Raw genomic sequence first — 18,287 nt, forward strand, 5'->3', positions numbered from 1 at the left:
TTGTTTTTATGATTGTAAGTTCAGTTTTAAGGATAATTCTTCCAGTTGACTGTCGTCTATAGGAGCAGGAGCATCTATCATGACGTCTCGTCCTGAATTGTTTTTAGGGAAGGCAATAAAATCACGAATAGTTTCCTGTCCGCCAAGGATAGCTACCAGTCGATCTAAACCAAATGCTAATCCACCGTGAGGAGGTGCTCCGTATTCGAAGGCATTCATAAGGAACCCGAACTGCGCTTTAGCTTCTTCCGGAGTAAACCCTAAATAATCGAACATTAAAGACTGTGTTTTCTTATCGTGAATTCTGATAGAACCACCACCGATTTCGTTTCCGTTTAATACTAAATCGTAAGCATTAGCTTTTACTTCTCCCGGATTGGTCTCTAATAATTCCAGTTGTCCTGGTTTAGGAGATGTAAATGGGTGGTGCATGGCGTGGTAACGCTCAGTTTCTTCGTCCCATTCTAAAAGCGGGAAGTCCATGACCCATAACGGCGCAAATACTTTAGGATCTCTTAATCCTAAACGCTCTGCAAGTTCCATACGTAAGGCACTTAATTGAGCACGTACTTTATTTGTGGCTCCGGATAGAATGCAAATTAAATCACCAGCCTTAGCTCCGGTAACTTCTGCCCATTTAGCTAAATCTTCTTCGTTATAGAATTTATCTACAGACGATTTAAATGTGCCGTCTTCGTTACAACGACAGTAAACCATACCTAAAGCCCCAACCTGTGGTCGTTTAACCCAGTCGATTAATTTGTCTATTTCTTTTCTGGTGTATGCATTACCGCCTGGTACTGCAATACCTACAACTAATTCGGCATCGTTAAATACTTTGAAGTCTTTATGCTGAGCTACTGCATTTAGTTCTCCAAATTCCATTCCGAAACGGATGTCTGGTTTATCGTTACCATATAAACGCATAGCGTCATCGTATAACATTCTTGGGAACTCATCAATCTCTACACCGTTTACTTCTTTTAACAAGTGGCGTGTAAGTCCTTCAAAAGCATTTAAAATATCTTCCTGCTCAACAAAGGCCATTTCGCAGTCTATTTGTGTAAACTCCGGCTGTCTGTCGGCACGTAAATCTTCGTCTCTAAAACATTTTACGATCTGGAAGTATTTGTCCATACCACCAACCATAAGCAATTGCTTAAAGGTTTGTGGCGATTGTGGTAAAGCGTAGAATTGCCCTTCGTTCATACGCGATGGTACAACGAAATCACGGGCACCTTCTGGCGTAGATTTTATTAAATATGGCGTTTCAACTTCAATAAAGCCTTCTTTAGATAAGTAGTTTCTAACTTCCTGAGTTACTTTATGACGGAAAATTAAACTGTTTTTTACAGGATTACGACGGATATCCAGATAGCGATATTTCATACGTAATTCTTCTCCACCATCGGTTTCATCTTCAATAGTAAAAGGCGGTAAAACCGCACTGTTTAAAATTGATAATTCGGATACTAAAATTTCGATATCCCCGGTTGCAATATTCGGGTTTTTAGAAGCACGTTCAATTACAGTTCCTTTAACCTGAATAACAAATTCACGACCTAATTTCTGGGCCTGGTCCATAATGGCTTTTGGCGTGCGCTCGGCGTCAAAAATAAGTTGTGTTATGCCGTAGCGATCGCGAAGGTCTACCCAAATCATAAATCCTTTATCGCGAACCTTTTGTACCCAACCAGAAAGTGTTACCTCGGTATTGATGTGTGATGCTCTTAGCTCACCACAATTGTGACTTCTATACATATCTAATTTTTTGCTGTGCAAATTTAAGGAAGTTAAATGATTATAAAACAAAAAATCCGGAGCATTATACTCCGGATTTTTTATTCTTTAAATTATAAGGTTTTCGTTATGTTGCCACACGCGTAATGCGCTTTTGGGCTAACCACATTTTAAATTGTGTTATCAGGAAGAAAAATACCGGTACCACGATAAGCGTAAGGAATGTAGCAATAAATAAACCATAAATTACGGTCCAGGCCAATGGACCCCAGAATACTACGTTATCTCCTCCGATGTAAATGTTAGGATTAAAATCGCTAACCAGAGTAAAAAAGTTAATGTTTAAACCAATTGCAAGAGGTATAAGTCCTAAAATTGTTGTTATTGCCGTAAGTAATACGGGTCTTAAACGCGCTTTCCCCGCTTTAACTATAGACTCTAATAATTCGTTTTTCTCTAAGTAATCGTCCTCGTCCAGATCTAGATTATTTTTCTTTCTGTCTATTAACAACTGAGCGTAATCTAAAAGCACCACACCATTATTTACCACGATACCTGCTAAGGATATAATTCCCATCATGGTCATCATAATTACGAAGGCGTCTCCGGTAATTACAAGACCACCAAATACACCAATAAAACTAAGGAAGATGGCAAGCATTATAATTCCGGGTTTTGAAATGGAGTTAAACTGGAAAATTAAAATGAAGAAAATTAAACCTAAACCAATAAAGAACGCGCTAACCAAAAAGGCCATTTGTTTGTTTTGTTCTTCAATCTGTCCGGTGTAGTCTATTTTAATATTTTGAGGAAGATCTTTAAATGTCTTCATCTCTCTCTGAATTTGAGTAACTATGGCTCCAGCATCGGTATATCCCGGGGATAAAGCAGAATACACGGTAACTACACGTCTGGTGTCCTTGTGTTTAATTGCGTTAAATCCAGAGGTATTGTTTTGCTTCGCTACTGCCGATACAGGTATTTCCTTAATTTGTCCGGAGGCCATGTCTCTAAAGGTAATAGTCTGGTTAAAAATTGCGCTGGTGTTGTATCTGTTATCTTCATTAAAACGGACATAAATATCGAAGTCGTCTCCTCCTTCTTTATAAACGCCTGCTTTACTACCAAAAATAGAGTTACGTAACTGCTGACCGACCTGACTAGCACTTACCCCAAGTTCTCCAGCTTTTTCACGATCTACTACAACCTGCATGGCTGGTTTTGCCTTGTTAACGTCGATCTTTAATTCGTCGATACCAGCAATGTTCTTTTCGTTAATAAAGTTACGCATGTCTTCGGCAATACTGATCAGTTCTGCGTAATCATCACCTTCAATTTCAATATTAATTGGAGATCCTGCCGGTGGACCATTCTGGTCTTTTTCAACCGAAATTAATACTCCCGGATAGATACCCACCAAAGCTGTTTGTACTTTTTGACGTAAAACCTCACTATCTGCTCCGCGACGGTATTTAAACTCTCTCATAGAAGCTGTAATTTTTGCTTTATGTGGCATTTCTGCCGAAGAACCACCATCGGTTTGCGGATTTCCGGCACCTTCACCAACCTGAGACACTGCACTTTCCACTAAAAAGTTATAATCACCGTCTTTGTATATTTCGTTGTCGATAACGGCATACACTTTTTTCTCAATTTCCTTGGTAATAGCATTGGTTTTCTCGATGTCGGTACCTTCCGGATATTCAATGTAAACAATAATCTGGTTTGGTTTATTATCCGGGAAAAACTCCACTTTGGTACGTTGCGACTGTAGAGAGGCTCCAAAAGCCATAAACGCTATAATTAACATGGCAAATGTAGTAATAGTGACAAAAGCCGGCCATTTTTTACTCAAAGCTAATCTTAAGGTGAGCTCGTATAAGTTTTCGAGCTTAACCAGTAAGTTGTTCTGGAAGGTGTTTGCTAGTTTTCTTAAAAACAGTCTGTAAATCCAGAGTAGTATAGCTGTGAATATCATTAGGCCACCTAAGCCACGGTAAGCACCACCAAATATTAAAATGATAATACCAAATACAGAAATAATTCCTGTAATAGCAATGATGTTTTTTAGTGGCATGTCTTTATCTTCTGTGGTCATGAATTGTGACACCAGAACAGAATTAAAGAAAATAGCAACAAATAAAGATGATCCCAGAACAGTAGACAGGGTTATAGGTAGTAACATCATGAATTCTCCCATAACACCCGGCCACATCCCTAGCGGAATAAACGCTGCTACTGTTGTAGCAGTAGAAATGATAATTGGAAAAGCAATTTCTCCAATACCCATTTTAGCAGCTTCTTTACGAGACATGCCTTCTTCGTCCATTAAACGGTACACGTTTTCCACAACTACAATACCATTGTCTACCAGCATTCCCAGTCCCATAATAAGTCCGAAGAGTATCATGGTGTTTAAAGTATAACCTAATAGATTCAGAATCATTAAAGACATAAACATAGACATTGGAATAGCAAAACCAACAAACAATGCATTTTTAAAGCCTAAGAAGAACATTAAAACAGTCACAACCAGTATTATACCGAATATAATGTTGTTTACCAAATCGTCTACCTGGCCAATGGTTACCGATGACTGGTCGTTAGCTATAGTAACTGTAAGATCTTTAGGAAAAACATTTTCTTTAGTGTCTTTTACGATTTGCTGAATTTGTTCAGCTGCATTTACCATGTTCTTTCCGGCGCGTTTTTTTACGTCCAGCATCACAACGCGATGACCAAATTCGCGGGCATAAGTGGTTCTGTCTTTCTCTTTGAACGTTACCTTGGCGATATCTTTTAGGTAAATTGGATTGTTGTGTTCCGATTTAATAACGAAGTTGTTCAGTTGTTTCGGATCGTCAATTTCGCCTAGTATACGAATAGTTCTACGCTGTCCACTGGAAATTAAGTTTCCTGCAGACATGGTAACATTACCTCCTTTTATGGCATTAATAACATCGTCGAAGCTTACCTGGGCAGCCATCATTTTAAAGATGTCTACAGCAACTTCAACCTCCTTTTCCTGAGCACCTCGAATGTCAACCTGTTTTATTTCCTGCAGGTCTTCAATTTCGTCCTGTAAGTATTCTCCAAATTCTTTAAGTTTGGTTACCGGGTAATCTCCGGAGATATTAATGTTAAGAATAGGCATTTCTTCCGAAAGATTTAAATCGAAAGCGGAAGGCTCAACTTTGGCTCCGTTAAAAGTAGGCCAGTCTTCTCCGGCAGTTTCAGAATCTATTTCATCTTTTACTTTTTGCTTTGCCTGATCTACAGAAATTTTTTCATCAAATTCAACAATAATCATCGAGTAATCTTCCTGAGAGGTCGATGTAATTTCTACGACATTACTTATTGTTTTTAAGCGGTCTTCTAAAGGATCTGTAATTAATTTCTCAATATCCTCTGCGGTGTTTCCCGGATATAGCGAGCTAACATAAATTTTTGTTTCTTTTACCTCAGGGAAATTTTCTCGAGGCATACTGTAGTATGCAGAAACCCCTAAAAAGAGCACCAGAATCATTAGCACATAAATCGTGGTTTTATTATGTATGGCCCACGACGACATGCCAAATTCCTTATCTATTTGTTTTTTTTGTTTTGTCATAAGGTCGGGATTAATATTTTATCACTTTTATAGTTTGTCCGCTTCTTACACTTCGAGCGCCTTCTTTAATAATTTCAGCCCCGTTTTCTATTCCGCTTAATACTTCTATAATATCGCCCTGAGTTTTTCCGGTTTTAATAATTACACGTTCTGCGGTAGCTTCGTTTTCGCTGTTCTTGTTTTTTACAACATAGATATATTGTTCTCCATTTGCGTTTTCAGAAATGATGCTTAACGGAATTAAAATGGCCTCTTCGCTGGAATAGTCGTTAATTTTTAATTTGGCTGTAAGGTTAGGTTTTACATTACCCGATTTGTTTGGAACAGGAACTTCTACTTTAAATGTTCTGTTTGCCGGATTGATGTAATTACTGGCTTGGCGTACCTTAGTTTCTATAGTTGTGCCTAAAACCGGGAATTCCACCAAAACGTTTTTTCCAGCCACAACATCTGTAATGTAGCTTTCCGGAACTTCGGTCTCTATATACATGTCTTTTAGGTTTACTATACGAATAAGCTGAGATTGTCCCGGCATTACTACGCTACCTTCGTCTGTAATAATATCGTCTATTACGCCGTTAAAAGGAGCTATTATATTGGTTTTTGCCAATTGCGTTTTTAACTGGTTTACAGATTGCTCCTGGGCTTCGTAGGTTGATTTAGCTTGAAGGAATTGAATTTCGCTACCTATCTGCTGATCCCATAAACGTTTCTGGCGTTCGAAAGTGGTTTTTGCCAATGCCAGCTGGATTTCCATCTGGGCAACCTGTTGCTCTAAACCTCCATCGTCAATTTTTGCTAATAATTGTCCTTTGCTAACACTTTGTCCCTCTTTAACGAAAATTTTAGTCAGGATCCCGGAAACTTCAGGATGAATTACAATGTTTTGCTTGGTTTGTACACTACCCTGTACTTCCAGATAATGTGTAAAGTTTTCTTTACTGGCAATTACAGTAGTCACTAAAGGTAGTTTTTTAGTGGTGTCCAGCTCGTCCAGTTTTTCATCAATACGCTTTAACTGTTCGCTAATAGCAATTTGTTCAGTTTCAATTTTGTCGCGTCGTTCTCTTATCTGTTCCAGGTTACCTTCCTGTAAAACTTCGTCTAAAGATTTTTCCTTGCTGCTGCATGCAATTAAAAGACAGGATATAGTTGCTATTGTAAATATATGTTTCATGGAATTTTGTTTTTAATTGATTGTACTTAAAACGGCATCTAATTCTGCCTTTTTGTTGATAATGTCTAACATGGCCTGTAAATATTCCTGCTGTGCAGAATACAATTGTGTTTGTGCCTGTCTTAAATCGAAGCTGGAAGAGATGCCTTCAAAAAATTTGGTTTCGTTTTTCTTTTCGATACGCTCTGCTAAATCGAGATTTTGTTTTTTGTTTTCGAAATCTTCTATGGCGAATTGATACTCGCTTTTAGCAGTAGCTATTTGAAGTTTTAGTTCTTCTTCTATCTGTGTTAAGTTTTCGTTAGCCTGCTCCAGTTCTATTTTTGTACGCTGGGTTGCTGCAGTTCGGCCTAACGAGCTAAACACAGGAATGTTTAAACTTACCCCAAACATGGACGAACCGTACCAGTCCTGATTAATGGTGAAGAATTCAAATTTCTGACCAAATCCGCTATAGCCGCCGTTAACAAAAGCGCTTAAGGTTGGAACACCTTTAGATTGTTCCAGTTTAACCAGAAGTTCTTTACTGGCCACTTCGTTTTCGGCAATTAAATAGTCTATGGTGTTTTCTACACTATCATCGGCTTCTAAGGCAGCTAAAGACGTGTATTCTGAACTTAGAATTTCCAGTTTATCTGTTAAAACCGTATTGGTTTCGTAATCCAGTCCAAGTGTAATGTTCAGCATTTTATATGCCAGGTCTTTAAGGCGCTTAACATTGTTTTGGTCGCTAATTAAACTGGACAGTGTAATTTTCATTTGCTCGACACTTTCTTCTTCTTCTAAACCAGATTCGTACGTTTTCTGAATTTCGTTTAGGTTAGATTCTAAAAGTTGTCTGTTACTGGCTAAAATTACCAGGCTTTCCTCTGCAAGTAATACGTTACCGTAGGCGTTTATTACTGCTTTTCTAACTTCCAGGTCGGTTTTTACTTTGGCATTTTCGGAAATTTCCAGATAGACTTTTGCAGCCTGTAAACCTACAAGGTAGGACCCGTCAAATAGTAATTGACGCATAGTAGCCATTGCGCCAATGTTTTGTTTCGGACTGAATTCTACCGGTACGAATGTGCCCGCCGGTCCGCCGGTAAGCTCGGCAGGAAGTAAAGATACCTGTTGTTTAATCCAGTTCTGATAGTCTACAGCAATGTCTATTTGAGGTAAACCTGTTGCAGTGGTTTCCCATTTTTGCTTTTTAGCTGCTTCAATGTCTCTGGAGGCATTTTTAGCTTTCCTGTTGTTAATTAATGCGTAATCTATGGCTTCCTGCAAGCTGAATTGCATGACTTCTTGTTCTTGAGAAAACCCGGAAAAGGTCATGAAAACGCATAGTATAAAAATTAATTTGTGTTTCATTAGTGTTTATTAATTGATGTGTTTGGTGTTTAAATAGTCTATGCCTTTTGGCGTGCAGATACCTCTAAGGTGGTAATCTATGTAATTATCGAGGAGGTATTTGTATGAGAATAGTTGTGGCGGAAACATGTCGTTGTCTTTAAAAATTCCCATTGAGCTAAAATGTAATCTGGATATAAAATCAATATCGATATTATCCCGATAAAGCCCAGATTTAATACCGCGACTTAAGTTTTCGGTAACCATATGCTGCATGGCATTAAACTGTTTTTGCATAAGGTTATCGTAAATTAATGGGTAGTATTTTTTTAGTTGGAACTGAGACGAGCTTTTTTCGGTACTCAGAAAATCAGTTACGAATTCCTTCATTTTGAATATTTCATCTATCGGATTCTTGTCTAATACGCAAATGGCATCCAGCGATTGGTTTACACACTGAAATTTAAATTTAGCCGTTGCTTCTACCAGTTTGGTTTTTGTTTCGAAATACTGGTATATGGTTTTTTTTGATATGCCCATTTCCTGCGCAATATCGTCCATAGTAACGCTTTTAAATCCCAGATTAGAAAAGAGTTCCGTAGATTTTTCTATTATTTTGTCTTTCATAGGTATTGTAAATGCGGTGCAAATATAAGGCTGGAAACTTTAAAAACAAAAATAGTTTCCTAAGTTTAAAGATAAATTAATACGGATTTTAAAAGAGCGATGTAAAAATTGAATTAAACTCCTATTTTTGCGTCATGCAAAATATTCCATTTTATCAAGACGCATTTGTTGCTTGTTTAGAGCAATTTCATACAGAAAAGGAACCTAAGAATCTGTACGAGCCCATTACTTATATTCTAGGTTTGGGTGGTAAACGTTTACGACCAATTTTAACTTTAATGACTGCAGAAGTTTTTAATGCCGATTATAAAGAGGCTTTGAATGCGGCTTTGAGTATCGAAGTGTTTCATAACTTTTCTTTGATTCATGATGATATTATGGATGATGCACCTTTGCGACGTGGAAATGTAACGGTGCATGAAAAATGGGATGTAAATACCGGTATTTTATCTGGTGACGCGATGTTGATTATGGCGTACCAGTTGTTTGAACGTTACGAGCCTCAGGTATTTCGCGATCTGGCAAAGTTATTTAGTAAAACAGCTTTAGAAGTTTGCGAAGGACAGCAGTACGATGTGGATTTTGAAACTCGCGACGATGTTACCATTCCTGAATATTTAAAAATGATTGAGTATAAAACTGCGGTTTTAGTTGGTGCAGCCATGCAAATGGGCGCTATAGTGGCTAAGGCAACTGAGGAAGAACAACGCTTAATCTATGAATTTGGAAAGAATCTGGGCATAGCATTTCAGTTACAGGACGATTATTTAGATGCATTCGGAGATCCGAAAACCTTTGGTAAGCAAGTTGGAGGCGATATTATTGAAAATAAAAAAACCTACTTATATTTAAAAGCACTTGAATATTCTGACGCTGAACAGCAACAAGAAATTCGTCATTTATTTAGTATAAATCCGAGCGATAGTACAGATAAAATACAGTCGGTAAAACAGATGTTTGTGTCCAGTGGTGCTGCTGAAGCAACCAAACAGGAAATTCTGGTTTATACTCAAAAAGCATTTTCGGTTTTAAACGCACTGGGTATAGATGCAGATAAAAAAACAATATTGAAAGACTTTGGTGAGAATTTAATGAACCGAAGCGTATAATTAACTTATGGAATTGCAAAGCACACAGGATATTATTAATGCTTCCTTACAATACGAATTGTATGGAAAATTAATTGCGCAACTCGATAAAGATTTCAGGTTTGCTAATATCCACATTGAAATTGCTCCAGAACTTACTCCGGAGCAATTAAAACTGCAACTTCATGAAACCGTTTATGGTCTTATTCAAAACGCTTTTGCCGACTATTTAAATCTGCTTTATATTATAGATGTGCCTGAAGATAAAATAAAGCAGCTGGACGGTAGTGATACCTTACTGTTATCTGAACAGGTGGCGTTTTTAATTTTAAAACGCGAATGGCAAAAGGTGTGGTTTAAGCATCAGTATAAATAAGAGTTATTTGAAACTATAAGATATATTGGTGTAAAAATTGCGTCCTTGCTGTGCTATGTTATTCCAGTTGGCATAAGTGGAATAATAAGTGTCTAAAAGATTTTCTATCCCGTATTTTAATATTATTCTATTCTGCTTCAGCGGTATGTTATGTCCGAAATTCAGATTTAATATGGCATAATCGGCAGTTTTGGTTTCACCATAATAACTACTATATCGATTTTGATTTCCGTTTCCTGTTATTTGTAAAGCAGCATTAAATTTGTTGGTATTATAAATGAATTCACCATGGTACGAAAACGGTTTTATTAATGGCAGGTTTTCGTCATTGCTGCCTATGCCGTAATTATAGCCCAAACCGGCATTAAAAGAAAATTGATTGTTAAACTTATACTCAGCCGTTGCATAGGTGTTGAAAATGGTGGCATAGTCTAAGGCGGAATAAATGCGAACTCCATTTGCTCCAATTGTCATAGCACTAAGTTCAGTGTTTGTTTCGCCAATTATATAATCTAAGATGTAAAACCAGGAACTCTCAATGTTAAGGTTTAATCTATTAAAAGAGCGTTTGTAAGAAGCGTTTAGTTCAATAGACTTTTCGTTTTTAAGATTAGGGTTTCCAATGTAATCGTAATTGTCGAAACTATTAAATAAAAAGAAACCATAGCCTTCACTAACAGAAGGTGCTCGTTCTCCATAACCTAAACTAAAACTATAACTGGATTTATCTGTGTTTGCCTGATATTTGGTGTTTATACTTGTTAAAAATCGGCTTTTAGAATCTTGTAAGGTGGGGTAGAATATACTTAAACTTTCCAACCCTGTCAGGTTGGCAATTCTGTTGTTGTGAAATCCAAGACGGACACTGGAGGTCAGGCTTTGGGTTTCGGACATTGTCCAATGATCTTTGAAAAAGATACCGGAATATAGTGTGCGAATATCAGGCCAGGTGTACATAAACATATCGGCTTCGCTGGGATTATTCGGGTACATGGTCATTTCGGCCAAAGAACGATTGTAATAGCCGTTTAAATTAATAAGGGAGTGATGATTGTCTTTAAAATTTAGCTTGGCTTTGGAGTAAAATCCGTAGGTGTCGCTCCAGCCGGGCATGTCCATTCTAATGGAAACATCAGGACGCTGACTGTCGTCCATAATATGGGTGATGGTATTAAAATAAAGCTTGGTTTCCCAATTATTAATTAAAGTTTCTTTGTTGGTGTATATATGAGAAGCCGAACCTATAATGGCTTTTGCTAAAGAGACATCCATAGGTAGAGCTGGATAACCAATGTTATTAGCCTGGTCGTAAATTATTTTAGTGTCTAAGGTGTTGTTAGTGTTTATTTTATAAGCAGCTTGTAGTGAAATGTTGTATTTTTCAAACTGAGAATACATTATTTCTTTATTGTTGCCCGCTTTATAATTATCTGAATGTCTGTAAATGGCATCGGCATTTATAAAAAATCTATTATCAGAATAGCTGAGATCTAAACCCGAAGAAAAATAATTTCCGTTGGTTTCGTATCCGGTGTCCAGACTGCTTTTTAGTTCTTTTTTATAAAATTTGGGCTTGGGTAACTGCAGGTTAATTCCACCGCCAATGCTGTGGCCGTCTTCTGTGCCTGCCTGTCCTGAGTTTACCGTAATCTTATTTATATTCGATACGTCTACATAAGATGTTACGGGGTCCATTTTATCTGTACAGGCACCAAAAATTTGCATGCCATCGATAGTAACAGCAAGACGTTCGCTGGTCATATTGTTTAAAGTTGGTTCCCAGGCGTAATTACCGCGCTTAATCATGGTAGCTCTGTCTGACTTTTCCAAATAATCATCTATGGTTGCCATAGATTTTTCCTGTTTATAATGGTTAAGCCGGCCCTCGCCACGGATTATAATTTCGTTTAAAACGGTAGTGTCGTTTTGTGTTTTTATGGTTTCGCTTATCTGGGCGCTTAAGTGCAATGAAGTTAATAGCCAAAAGCAAAATATAAGGATGTTTTTCATTGCGAAAATGAATTAATAGAGGGAAATCAATCACCTCATAATTAAGCGATGTGATTGATTTCATTTTAATATGTTGTACAAACGGGAGGCTTAAAATTCTATTTCCAGATAGAGGCTGCTGGATTCGTTTGTGTCAGTAATATCTTCGCCTTTTATTAAGCTGTCTTCGGTATTAAACAGTTTGAAATTTAATTTCCAATATCCACTCATAGTTAAAGATAAATCGCCATGATATAAGTTGTCCAGATTGGAATATTCGGGGTTTATATTGTTTGGGGAACTGTGGTTGCCCATGCCAGGCATTCTTGGATCTAATTCAATTTTAAAATCTTCAACCGGAGGAAACTTCATCATGCTTTCCATTTTAAATACACCAACGGTAATCGCGTTTATGCCTATTTTAGGTTCCTGGGGTGCTAACAGAGCAAAAACATATCTGGAATCGTCTGATCCCTGAAAGGAAGTGACGTTTTGTACTGAAGCCTGGTGGACAGTAATGATGTCCGATGCAACATATTCGTCCCCATTAATGGTGTAGTTAAAATTTAAAGTCCATCCGGAACTGTCGCTGTTTGTCATTTGATAAATTACACTGGCTTGGTAAAGCGTGTTGCTGTTCTCTAATTTACTAAAGGTCGAGTATGGACAGGAATGTTTCATGGTAATCATATCCATAACAGGTGTCCAGTCGATGCTAATATTTTCAAAATAGGTTTCAGTCGCGTTGTCTTTAACTCTTAGGATAATTGAATTGTAGCCTGTGTAGAACATTCCGGACTTGTTATATAACTCTAAGGTGTGATTGTTTGTTGTTATATCCTGAATTTTAATTAATTCGCCAAGATCGTCTTGTATGTTATCTGAGTTGTCATCGCTGGAAGAACAAGAGCTTAAAGAAAATATAGCGTATATGAAAAGGGTTAAAAAATAATATGATTTCATTTTTTATTTGTTTAATTTTTATTGCGTATTGGGTATGTTTTAACGCGTTTCTTTTTTTTAGAATCGGTTATTTATGGTATGGTATGCGTACGTTGCTGATACTAAAAATTAAACTGAGATTGGAGGAGGCGTATCTATATCGAAATATAAATTTGGGAGAATTGCAGGATAAAATCCCGTAATTGGTTTTTCTGTAAAATCTTGTAGATTTATGTATTCCAGGGTGTTAATTTGTGTTACCTGAAACACATCTAAGGCTAAGCGCTTACTGCTCTCTGCTGGTAATTCCTGGTTGGATTCTGAGTTGTTTTTAGCCAGTTCCTGTCTTAAATGACATTTACCGTTACATCCCTTCTGGTTGTCTTTTTGAATACAAAGGGTCTTAGCAATAAAATCCTGATTAATTAAGAAGGTGGAAATGGTGACTATATTGGTAACATTATGCATGCAAAGCATTAATGTTAGCAAAGAAGCAATAATAATATGGGTTGTTTTTGAAGCCACCTAGCCTTTTTTCGGCGGCAAATATAAGCAATTATAGCGAATATGTTCTAGGACTTGAGTGTGTTAAATTTAAAAATACACACGTACAAACGGTACCCAGGCCGAGCCGTAAATACTTTTATTGTCATCATAAAGTACATCGTAACGTACGCCCATGGTTACATGGTTGGTTTGAAACCCTAGTCCAAGAAGTAGTGCCGGATACCAATAATCATCATCCTGATAGAAAAAATTGTTGTCAAATTTTCTGCTTACATGTAATTCCTGAAAATCAGCAGAAAGTTGTAAATAAGGAATAGGATTGTAAAGCGCGGTAAGCGTCCCTCCAAATATGGTTGATTTGTAAAAATCTTTTTGGCTGTTGTAGGTAAAATTAAGACCTGCGCCAAATGCAAATTGCTGGTTAAATTGATAAATTGCCGAAGGTTCTAATGAGGCACTAAAGAAATCGTTTGCGAAACCTAATCCAATACCGCCTCCAAAACGTACTTTACTCATGAAATCAGATTGTTGAGCCGATAAAATATTGATAGGGATCCAAAGTAGTGAGGTGAAAATTAACGTTTTTATTGCTTTGTGGCAGATTCGTTTCATATTTCGGAAAAGGTTTCGTTAAAATGGTATTATAAATATAGTAAAATCATAACTCATTTTCCTAAAAATTGTATTTTTGACAAAATTTTGTCAAAGAGAGAATGTCTCAAATAATATAATGGATAAATATTCCTTTTTAAACGCAGCGCATACAGCATATTTTGCTGATTTATACGATCAATATTTACAAAATCCCGATTCCGTTGAACCAAGTTGGAGAGCCTTTTTTCAAGGCTACGATTTTGGTGTGGAAAGTAATGATGTTACTGAGGAACTCATGGAAGGGCTTAATTGCGATCATGTTTCGGAGAACCTTACTAAAGAATTTCAGGTTGTAAGATTAATAGATGGCTACAGAACACGTGGGCATTTATTTACCAAAACTAACCCGGTTAGGGCTCGTAGAACATACGAACCGTCTTTAGCAATTGAAAATTTCGGATTGTCTCAAAGCGATTTGGATACCGTGTTTTCTGCAGGTGAAATTTTAGGCATAGGGTCGCAAACCTTACGAGAAATTATTGTTCACCTCGAAAAGATTTATTGTAGTTCTATTGGTATAGAATATATGTATGTAAGAAATCCGGAGCGTAAGTTGTGGATTCAGAATAAATTAAATGTTAACGATAATCAGCCTAGCTTTTCGGTTGATCAGAAAAAGCATATCTTAAAAAAGTTAAACGATGCCGTTACTTTCGAGAGCTTCTTGCATACCAAATACGTGGGGCAAAAGCGTTTCTCTTTAGAAGGTGGAGAGTCTTTAATTCCTGCTCTGGATGCTGTAATAGAAAAAGCGGCCGATTACGGGGTTAAGGAGTTTGTAATGGGGATGGCTCACCGTGGGCGTTTAAGTACCCTAACTAATATTTTTGGTAAATCGGCTAAAGATATATTTAGTGAGTTTGATGGTAAAGATTACGAAGAAGAAATTTTCGATGGTGATGTAAAATACCATTTAGGGTGGACCAGTAATCGAGAAACCGAAAACGGAAAGAAAATTAACCTGAATATAGCGCCTAACCCTTCGCACCTTGAAACTGTTGGTGCGGTTGTTGAGGGGATTGCAAGAGCTAAGCAGGACGATAAATATGGAGATGACCCATCTCAGGTCCTACCAATTGTGGTGCATGGAGATGCTGCCATAGCAGGACAAGGTCTGGTTTACGAAATTGTGCAAATGGCACAGTTAGACGGTTACAAGACCAATGGAACCCTGCATATTGTGGTGAACAACCAGATTGGGTTTACAACTAACTATTTAGATGCGCGTTCCAGTACCTATTGTACAGATGTAGGTAAAGTAACCTTATCTCCGGTTATGCACGTTAATGCAGACGATGTAGAGGCTGTGGTACACGCCGTGTTGTTTGCATTAGACTTCAGAATGCAGTTTAAACGCGATGTTTTTATCGATTTATTAGGATATAGAAAATACGGGCATAACGAAGGTGATGAGCCGCGTTTTACTCAGCCTAAACTTTACAAAGCAATTGCCAAGCATAAAAACCCAAGAGATATTTACGCTGAAAAATTAATTAATGAAGGCGTTATCGATAAGGATTATGTTAAAAAACTGGAAGAGGATTATAAGGCCGGACTTGAAGAAGAGTTAGAAGACTCCAGAAAAGAAGATAAAACGGTAATTACACCGTTTATGCAGGATGAGTGGTTGAATTTTGAGCGTGTTACCGAACACGAAATGATGGCCGATATCGATACGACTTTTCCTAAAGAGAAATTAGAAGACATTGTAAATGTTATTTCTACTTTACCTTCAGATAAGAAGTTTATCAGGAAGATAGAGCGTTTGGTACAGTCTAGAAAAACCATGTTTGAAGAAGATAAGCTGGATTGGGCTATGGGTGAGCACCTGGCTTATGGAACCTTATTGCAAGAAGGTTATGATATTAGAATTTCAGGTCAGGATGTAGAGCGAGGTACGTTCTCACACCGTCATGCTGTTGTAAAGGTTGAAGATAGTGAAGAAGAAGTGGTATTGTTAAATCATTTAAGTGATAAACAAGGGCATTTTTACATATTTAACTCATTACTATCAGAATATGGTGTTGTAGGTTTCGATTACGGTTATGCTATGGCGAGTCCGGAAACTTTAACCATCTGGGAAGCGCAGTTTGGTGATTTTAGTAACGGAGCCCAAATTATGCTGGATCAGTATATTTCGGCAGCCGAAGATAAATGGAAGCTTCAAAATGGTTTGGTAATGTTGTTGCCTCATGGTTACGAAGGGCAGGGGGCTGAGCACTCTTCTGCTCGTATGGAGCGTTACTTACAGCTTTGTGCGAAAGACAATATGTTTGTGGCCGACTGTACAACACCAGCTAATATTTACCATTTGTTGCGTAAACAAATGAAGGCCAAATACAGAAAGCCTTTAATCGTGTTTACTCCAAAAAGTTTATTGCGTCATCCAAAAGTAGTATCTACTGTAGATGAATTTGCTAACGGAAGTTTCCAAATGGTGATAGACGATGCTACGGCTAATGTGGATAAAGTAAAATCTGTGGTTTTTGTAACCGGTAAATTCTATTACGATTTATTAGAAGTTAAGGAAACGGAAAACCGAGAAGATGTAGCTTTAGTAAGAATAGAGCAGTTGTTCCCATTACCTGCCAATGAAATCAGAGCAGCTATGGCTAAGTATTCTAACGCCGAAGAATTTGTCTGGGCTCAGGAAGAACCTAGAAATATGGGGGCATATGGTCATATGCTAATGCATTTAGACGAAGTTAAAACGTTTAGAGTTGCTTCTAGAAGAGCCTATGGTGCGCCGGCAGCTGGTAGTTCGACTAGGTCTAAACGCCGTCATAAAGAAGTAATCGATTATGTTTTCGATAAAACAAAAAACAACCAACGATAAAAAAAATAAAATTTAAGATTAAACTAAAATATTGAACGATGATTTTAGAAATGAAAGTGCCTTCTCCGGGTGAGTCTATCACAGAAGTTGAAATAGCAACTTGGTTAGTACAGGATGGCGATTATGTTGAAAAAGACCAGGCAATTGCTGAGGTTGATAGTGATAAAGCGACTTTAGAACTTCCGGCAGAAGTGAGCGGAACTATAACGCTTAAAGCAGAAGAAGGAGACGCTGTTGCTGTAGGAGAGGTAGTATGTTTAATAGATACTAGTGCAACTAAACCGGAAGGCGATGCTCCGGCTAAAGAAGAGAAAAAAGAAGAAGCGCCGAAAGCTGAGGCACCTAAAGCAGCACCAGTTGAAGAAAAAACTTACGCATCGGGAGCTGCAAGTCCGGCAGCTAAGAAAATTTTAGCCGAGAAAGGTATTGAGGCTTCAGCTATTCAGGGAACTGGAAAAGCTGGTCGAGTTACCAAGGATGATGCTGTTAAGGCAGTACCTTCTATGGGAACTCCTACAGGAGGAAACAGAGGTACTTCAAGAAGTAAAATGTCTATGTTGCGTCGTAAAGTAGCAGAGCGTTTAGTGGAAGCTAAAAACACTACCGCTATGTTAACGACGTTTAACGAGGTTAATATGACACCTATCTTTCAGTTAAGAAATGAATACAAAGATGCTTTTAAAGCAAAGCATGGCGTTGGATTAGGATTTATGAGTTTCTTTACCCTTGCTGTAGTTAGAGCTTTAGAGCTGTATCCTGCAGTAAACTCTATGATTGATGATAAGGAAATGGTGTCTTACGATTTCTGTGATATCAGTATCGCCGTTTCAGGACCTAAAGGTTTAATGGTTCCTGTAATTCGTAATGCTGAAAACTTAAGTTTTAGAGGTGTAGAATCTGAAGTGAAACGTTTAGCACTTCGTGCTCGTGACGGACAGATTACAGTTGATGAAATGACTGGTGGTACATTTACTATTACTAATGGTGGTGTATTTGGAAGTATGTTATCTACACCTATTATCAATCCGCCGCAAAGTGGAATTCTAGGAATGCATAATATTATCGAGCGACCTATTGCTGTAAATGGTAATGTAGAGATTCATCCGATGATGTATGTTGCTTTATCTTACGATCATAGAATTATCGATGGTAAAGAGAGTGTAGGTTTCTTAGTAGCTGTGAAAGAAGCTATCGAGAACCCTGTAGAATTATTAATGAATAACGACATTAAGAAAGCGCTGGAGTTGTAGTAGCTGTTTAATTCGAAATATAAAAGCCCAATATTACAATTAATATTGGGCTTTTTTTTGTATTCAAATCTGTTATTTAAACAGTTAAAGGTCACGATTTCGTTATATAACAAAATGAGTTATAATGTTAATAGCGATAATAATTATGGCAATACA

At 37.5% G+C, this 18,287-nt stretch carries 13 protein-coding genes; 4 read left to right on the forward strand and 9 right to left on the reverse strand.

Features of this window, described 5'->3' with window-relative positions:
• Nucleotides 1–6 precede the first annotated feature (6 nt).
• From aspS to I3217_RS06290, 5 genes are all read right to left on the reverse strand, one after another.
• Complete coding sequence (gene aspS / locus I3217_RS06270) at nt 7–1,761, reverse strand: aspartate--tRNA ligase (protein ID WP_435048900.1); 1,755 nt, start codon at nt 1,759–1,761, stop codon at nt 7–9.
• A gap of 106 nt (nt 1,762–1,867) precedes the next feature.
• Nucleotides 1,868–5,350, reverse strand: coding sequence for an efflux RND transporter permease subunit (locus I3217_RS06275; RefSeq protein ID WP_435048901.1), 3,483 nt, complete (start codon nt 5,348–5,350; stop codon nt 1,868–1,870).
• Between the two features lie 10 nt (nt 5,351–5,360).
• Nucleotides 5,361–6,527 carry an efflux RND transporter periplasmic adaptor subunit gene (locus tag I3217_RS06280; RefSeq protein ID WP_435048902.1) on the reverse strand — a complete coding sequence of 389 codons (1,167 nt, stop codon included), beginning with the start codon at nt 6,525–6,527 and terminating at the stop codon, nt 5,361–5,363.
• 12 nt (nt 6,528–6,539) lie between these two features.
• Nucleotides 6,540–7,883 (reverse strand): TolC family protein, encoded by a 1,344-nt coding sequence (locus tag I3217_RS06285; protein WP_435048903.1) that lies wholly within the window; start codon nt 7,881–7,883, stop codon nt 6,540–6,542.
• Between the two features lie 9 nt (nt 7,884–7,892).
• Nucleotides 7,893–8,489: a TetR/AcrR family transcriptional regulator gene (locus I3217_RS06290; RefSeq protein WP_435048904.1), complete on the reverse strand. Its 597-nt coding sequence runs from the start codon at nt 8,487–8,489 to the stop codon at nt 7,893–7,895.
• A gap of 134 nt (nt 8,490–8,623) precedes the next feature.
• Between I3217_RS06290 and I3217_RS06295 the strand changes: the two genes are divergently transcribed.
• Nucleotides 8,624–9,598 carry a polyprenyl synthetase family protein gene (locus I3217_RS06295; RefSeq protein ID WP_435048905.1) on the forward strand — a complete coding sequence of 325 codons (975 nt, stop codon included), beginning with the start codon at nt 8,624–8,626 and terminating at the stop codon, nt 9,596–9,598.
• 7 nt (nt 9,599–9,605) lie between these two features.
• Nucleotides 9,606–9,953, forward strand: a complete 348-nt coding sequence (locus I3217_RS06300) for a hypothetical protein (RefSeq protein WP_435048906.1) — start codon at nt 9,606–9,608, stop codon at nt 9,951–9,953.
• Nucleotides 9,954–9,956: 3 nt separating this feature from the next.
• Here I3217_RS06300 and I3217_RS06305 read toward each other — a convergent pair whose 3' ends face one another.
• The 4 genes from I3217_RS06305 to I3217_RS06320 form a co-directional block, all read right to left on the reverse strand.
• On the reverse strand, nt 9,957–11,963 hold the full coding sequence (locus I3217_RS06305; protein WP_435048907.1) for a TonB-dependent receptor plug domain-containing protein: 2,007 nt from the start codon (nt 11,961–11,963) through the stop codon (nt 9,957–9,959).
• Nucleotides 11,964–12,053: 90 nt separating this feature from the next.
• On the reverse strand, nt 12,054–12,905 hold the full coding sequence (locus tag I3217_RS06310; protein ID WP_435048908.1) for a hypothetical protein: 852 nt from the start codon (nt 12,903–12,905) through the stop codon (nt 12,054–12,056).
• Between the two features lie 108 nt (nt 12,906–13,013).
• Nucleotides 13,014–13,409 carry a hypothetical protein gene (locus I3217_RS06315; protein WP_435048909.1) on the reverse strand — a complete coding sequence of 132 codons (396 nt, stop codon included), beginning with the start codon at nt 13,407–13,409 and terminating at the stop codon, nt 13,014–13,016.
• Between the two features lie 69 nt (nt 13,410–13,478).
• On the reverse strand, nt 13,479–14,003 hold the full coding sequence (locus tag I3217_RS06320; protein ID WP_435048910.1) for an alpha-ketoglutarate decarboxylase: 525 nt from the start codon (nt 14,001–14,003) through the stop codon (nt 13,479–13,481).
• A 118-nt stretch (nt 14,004–14,121) separates the two neighbouring features.
• Here I3217_RS06320 and I3217_RS06325 point away from each other — a divergent pair, with 118 nt between their 5' ends.
• Both I3217_RS06325 and odhB read left to right on the forward strand, forming a co-directional pair.
• On the forward strand, nt 14,122–16,881 hold the full coding sequence (locus tag I3217_RS06325; RefSeq protein WP_435049138.1) for a 2-oxoglutarate dehydrogenase E1 component: 2,760 nt from the start codon (nt 14,122–14,124) through the stop codon (nt 16,879–16,881).
• 38 nt (nt 16,882–16,919) lie between these two features.
• Nucleotides 16,920–18,131 carry a 2-oxoglutarate dehydrogenase complex dihydrolipoyllysine-residue succinyltransferase gene (gene odhB / locus I3217_RS06330; protein ID WP_435048911.1) on the forward strand — a complete coding sequence of 404 codons (1,212 nt, stop codon included), beginning with the start codon at nt 16,920–16,922 and terminating at the stop codon, nt 18,129–18,131.
• The last annotated feature ends 156 nt before the right edge of the window (nt 18,132–18,287 follow it).

Origin of the sequence: Formosa sp. S-31, assembly GCF_051172795.1 — a bacterium.
Classification (GTDB): Bacteria; Bacteroidota; Bacteroidia; order Flavobacteriales; family Flavobacteriaceae; genus Formosa.

Excerpts from the sequence above, each read along its gene's own strand:
- aspS (WP_435048900.1), bottom strand. The coding sequence starts at position 1,761 with ATGTATAGAAGTCACAATTGTGGTGAGCTAAGAGCATCACACATCAAT.
- I3217_RS06325 (WP_435049138.1), top strand. The coding sequence starts at position 14,122 with ATGGATAAATATTCCTTTTTAAACGCAGCGCATACAGCATATTTTGCT.
- I3217_RS06305 (WP_435048907.1), bottom strand. The coding sequence starts at position 11,963 with ATGAAAAACATCCTTATATTTTGCTTTTGGCTATTAACTTCATTGCAC.
- I3217_RS06295 (WP_435048905.1), top strand. The coding sequence starts at position 8,624 with ATGCAAAATATTCCATTTTATCAAGACGCATTTGTTGCTTGTTTAGAG.
- I3217_RS06290 (WP_435048904.1), bottom strand. The coding sequence starts at position 8,489 with ATGAAAGACAAAATAATAGAAAAATCTACGGAACTCTTTTCTAATCTG.
- I3217_RS06280 (WP_435048902.1), bottom strand. The coding sequence starts at position 6,527 with ATGAAACATATATTTACAATAGCAACTATATCCTGTCTTTTAATTGCA.
- I3217_RS06310 (WP_435048908.1), bottom strand. The coding sequence starts at position 12,905 with ATGAAATCATATTATTTTTTAACCCTTTTCATATACGCTATATTTTCT.
- odhB (WP_435048911.1), top strand. The coding sequence starts at position 16,920 with ATGATTTTAGAAATGAAAGTGCCTTCTCCGGGTGAGTCTATCACAGAA.
- I3217_RS06320 (WP_435048910.1), bottom strand. The coding sequence starts at position 14,003 with ATGAAACGAATCTGCCACAAAGCAATAAAAACGTTAATTTTCACCTCA.
- I3217_RS06275 (WP_435048901.1), bottom strand. The coding sequence starts at position 5,350 with ATGACAAAACAAAAAAAACAAATAGATAAGGAATTTGGCATGTCGTCG.
- I3217_RS06285 (WP_435048903.1), bottom strand. The coding sequence starts at position 7,883 with ATGAAACACAAATTAATTTTTATACTATGCGTTTTCATGACCTTTTCC.
- I3217_RS06300 (WP_435048906.1), top strand. The coding sequence starts at position 9,606 with ATGGAATTGCAAAGCACACAGGATATTATTAATGCTTCCTTACAATAC.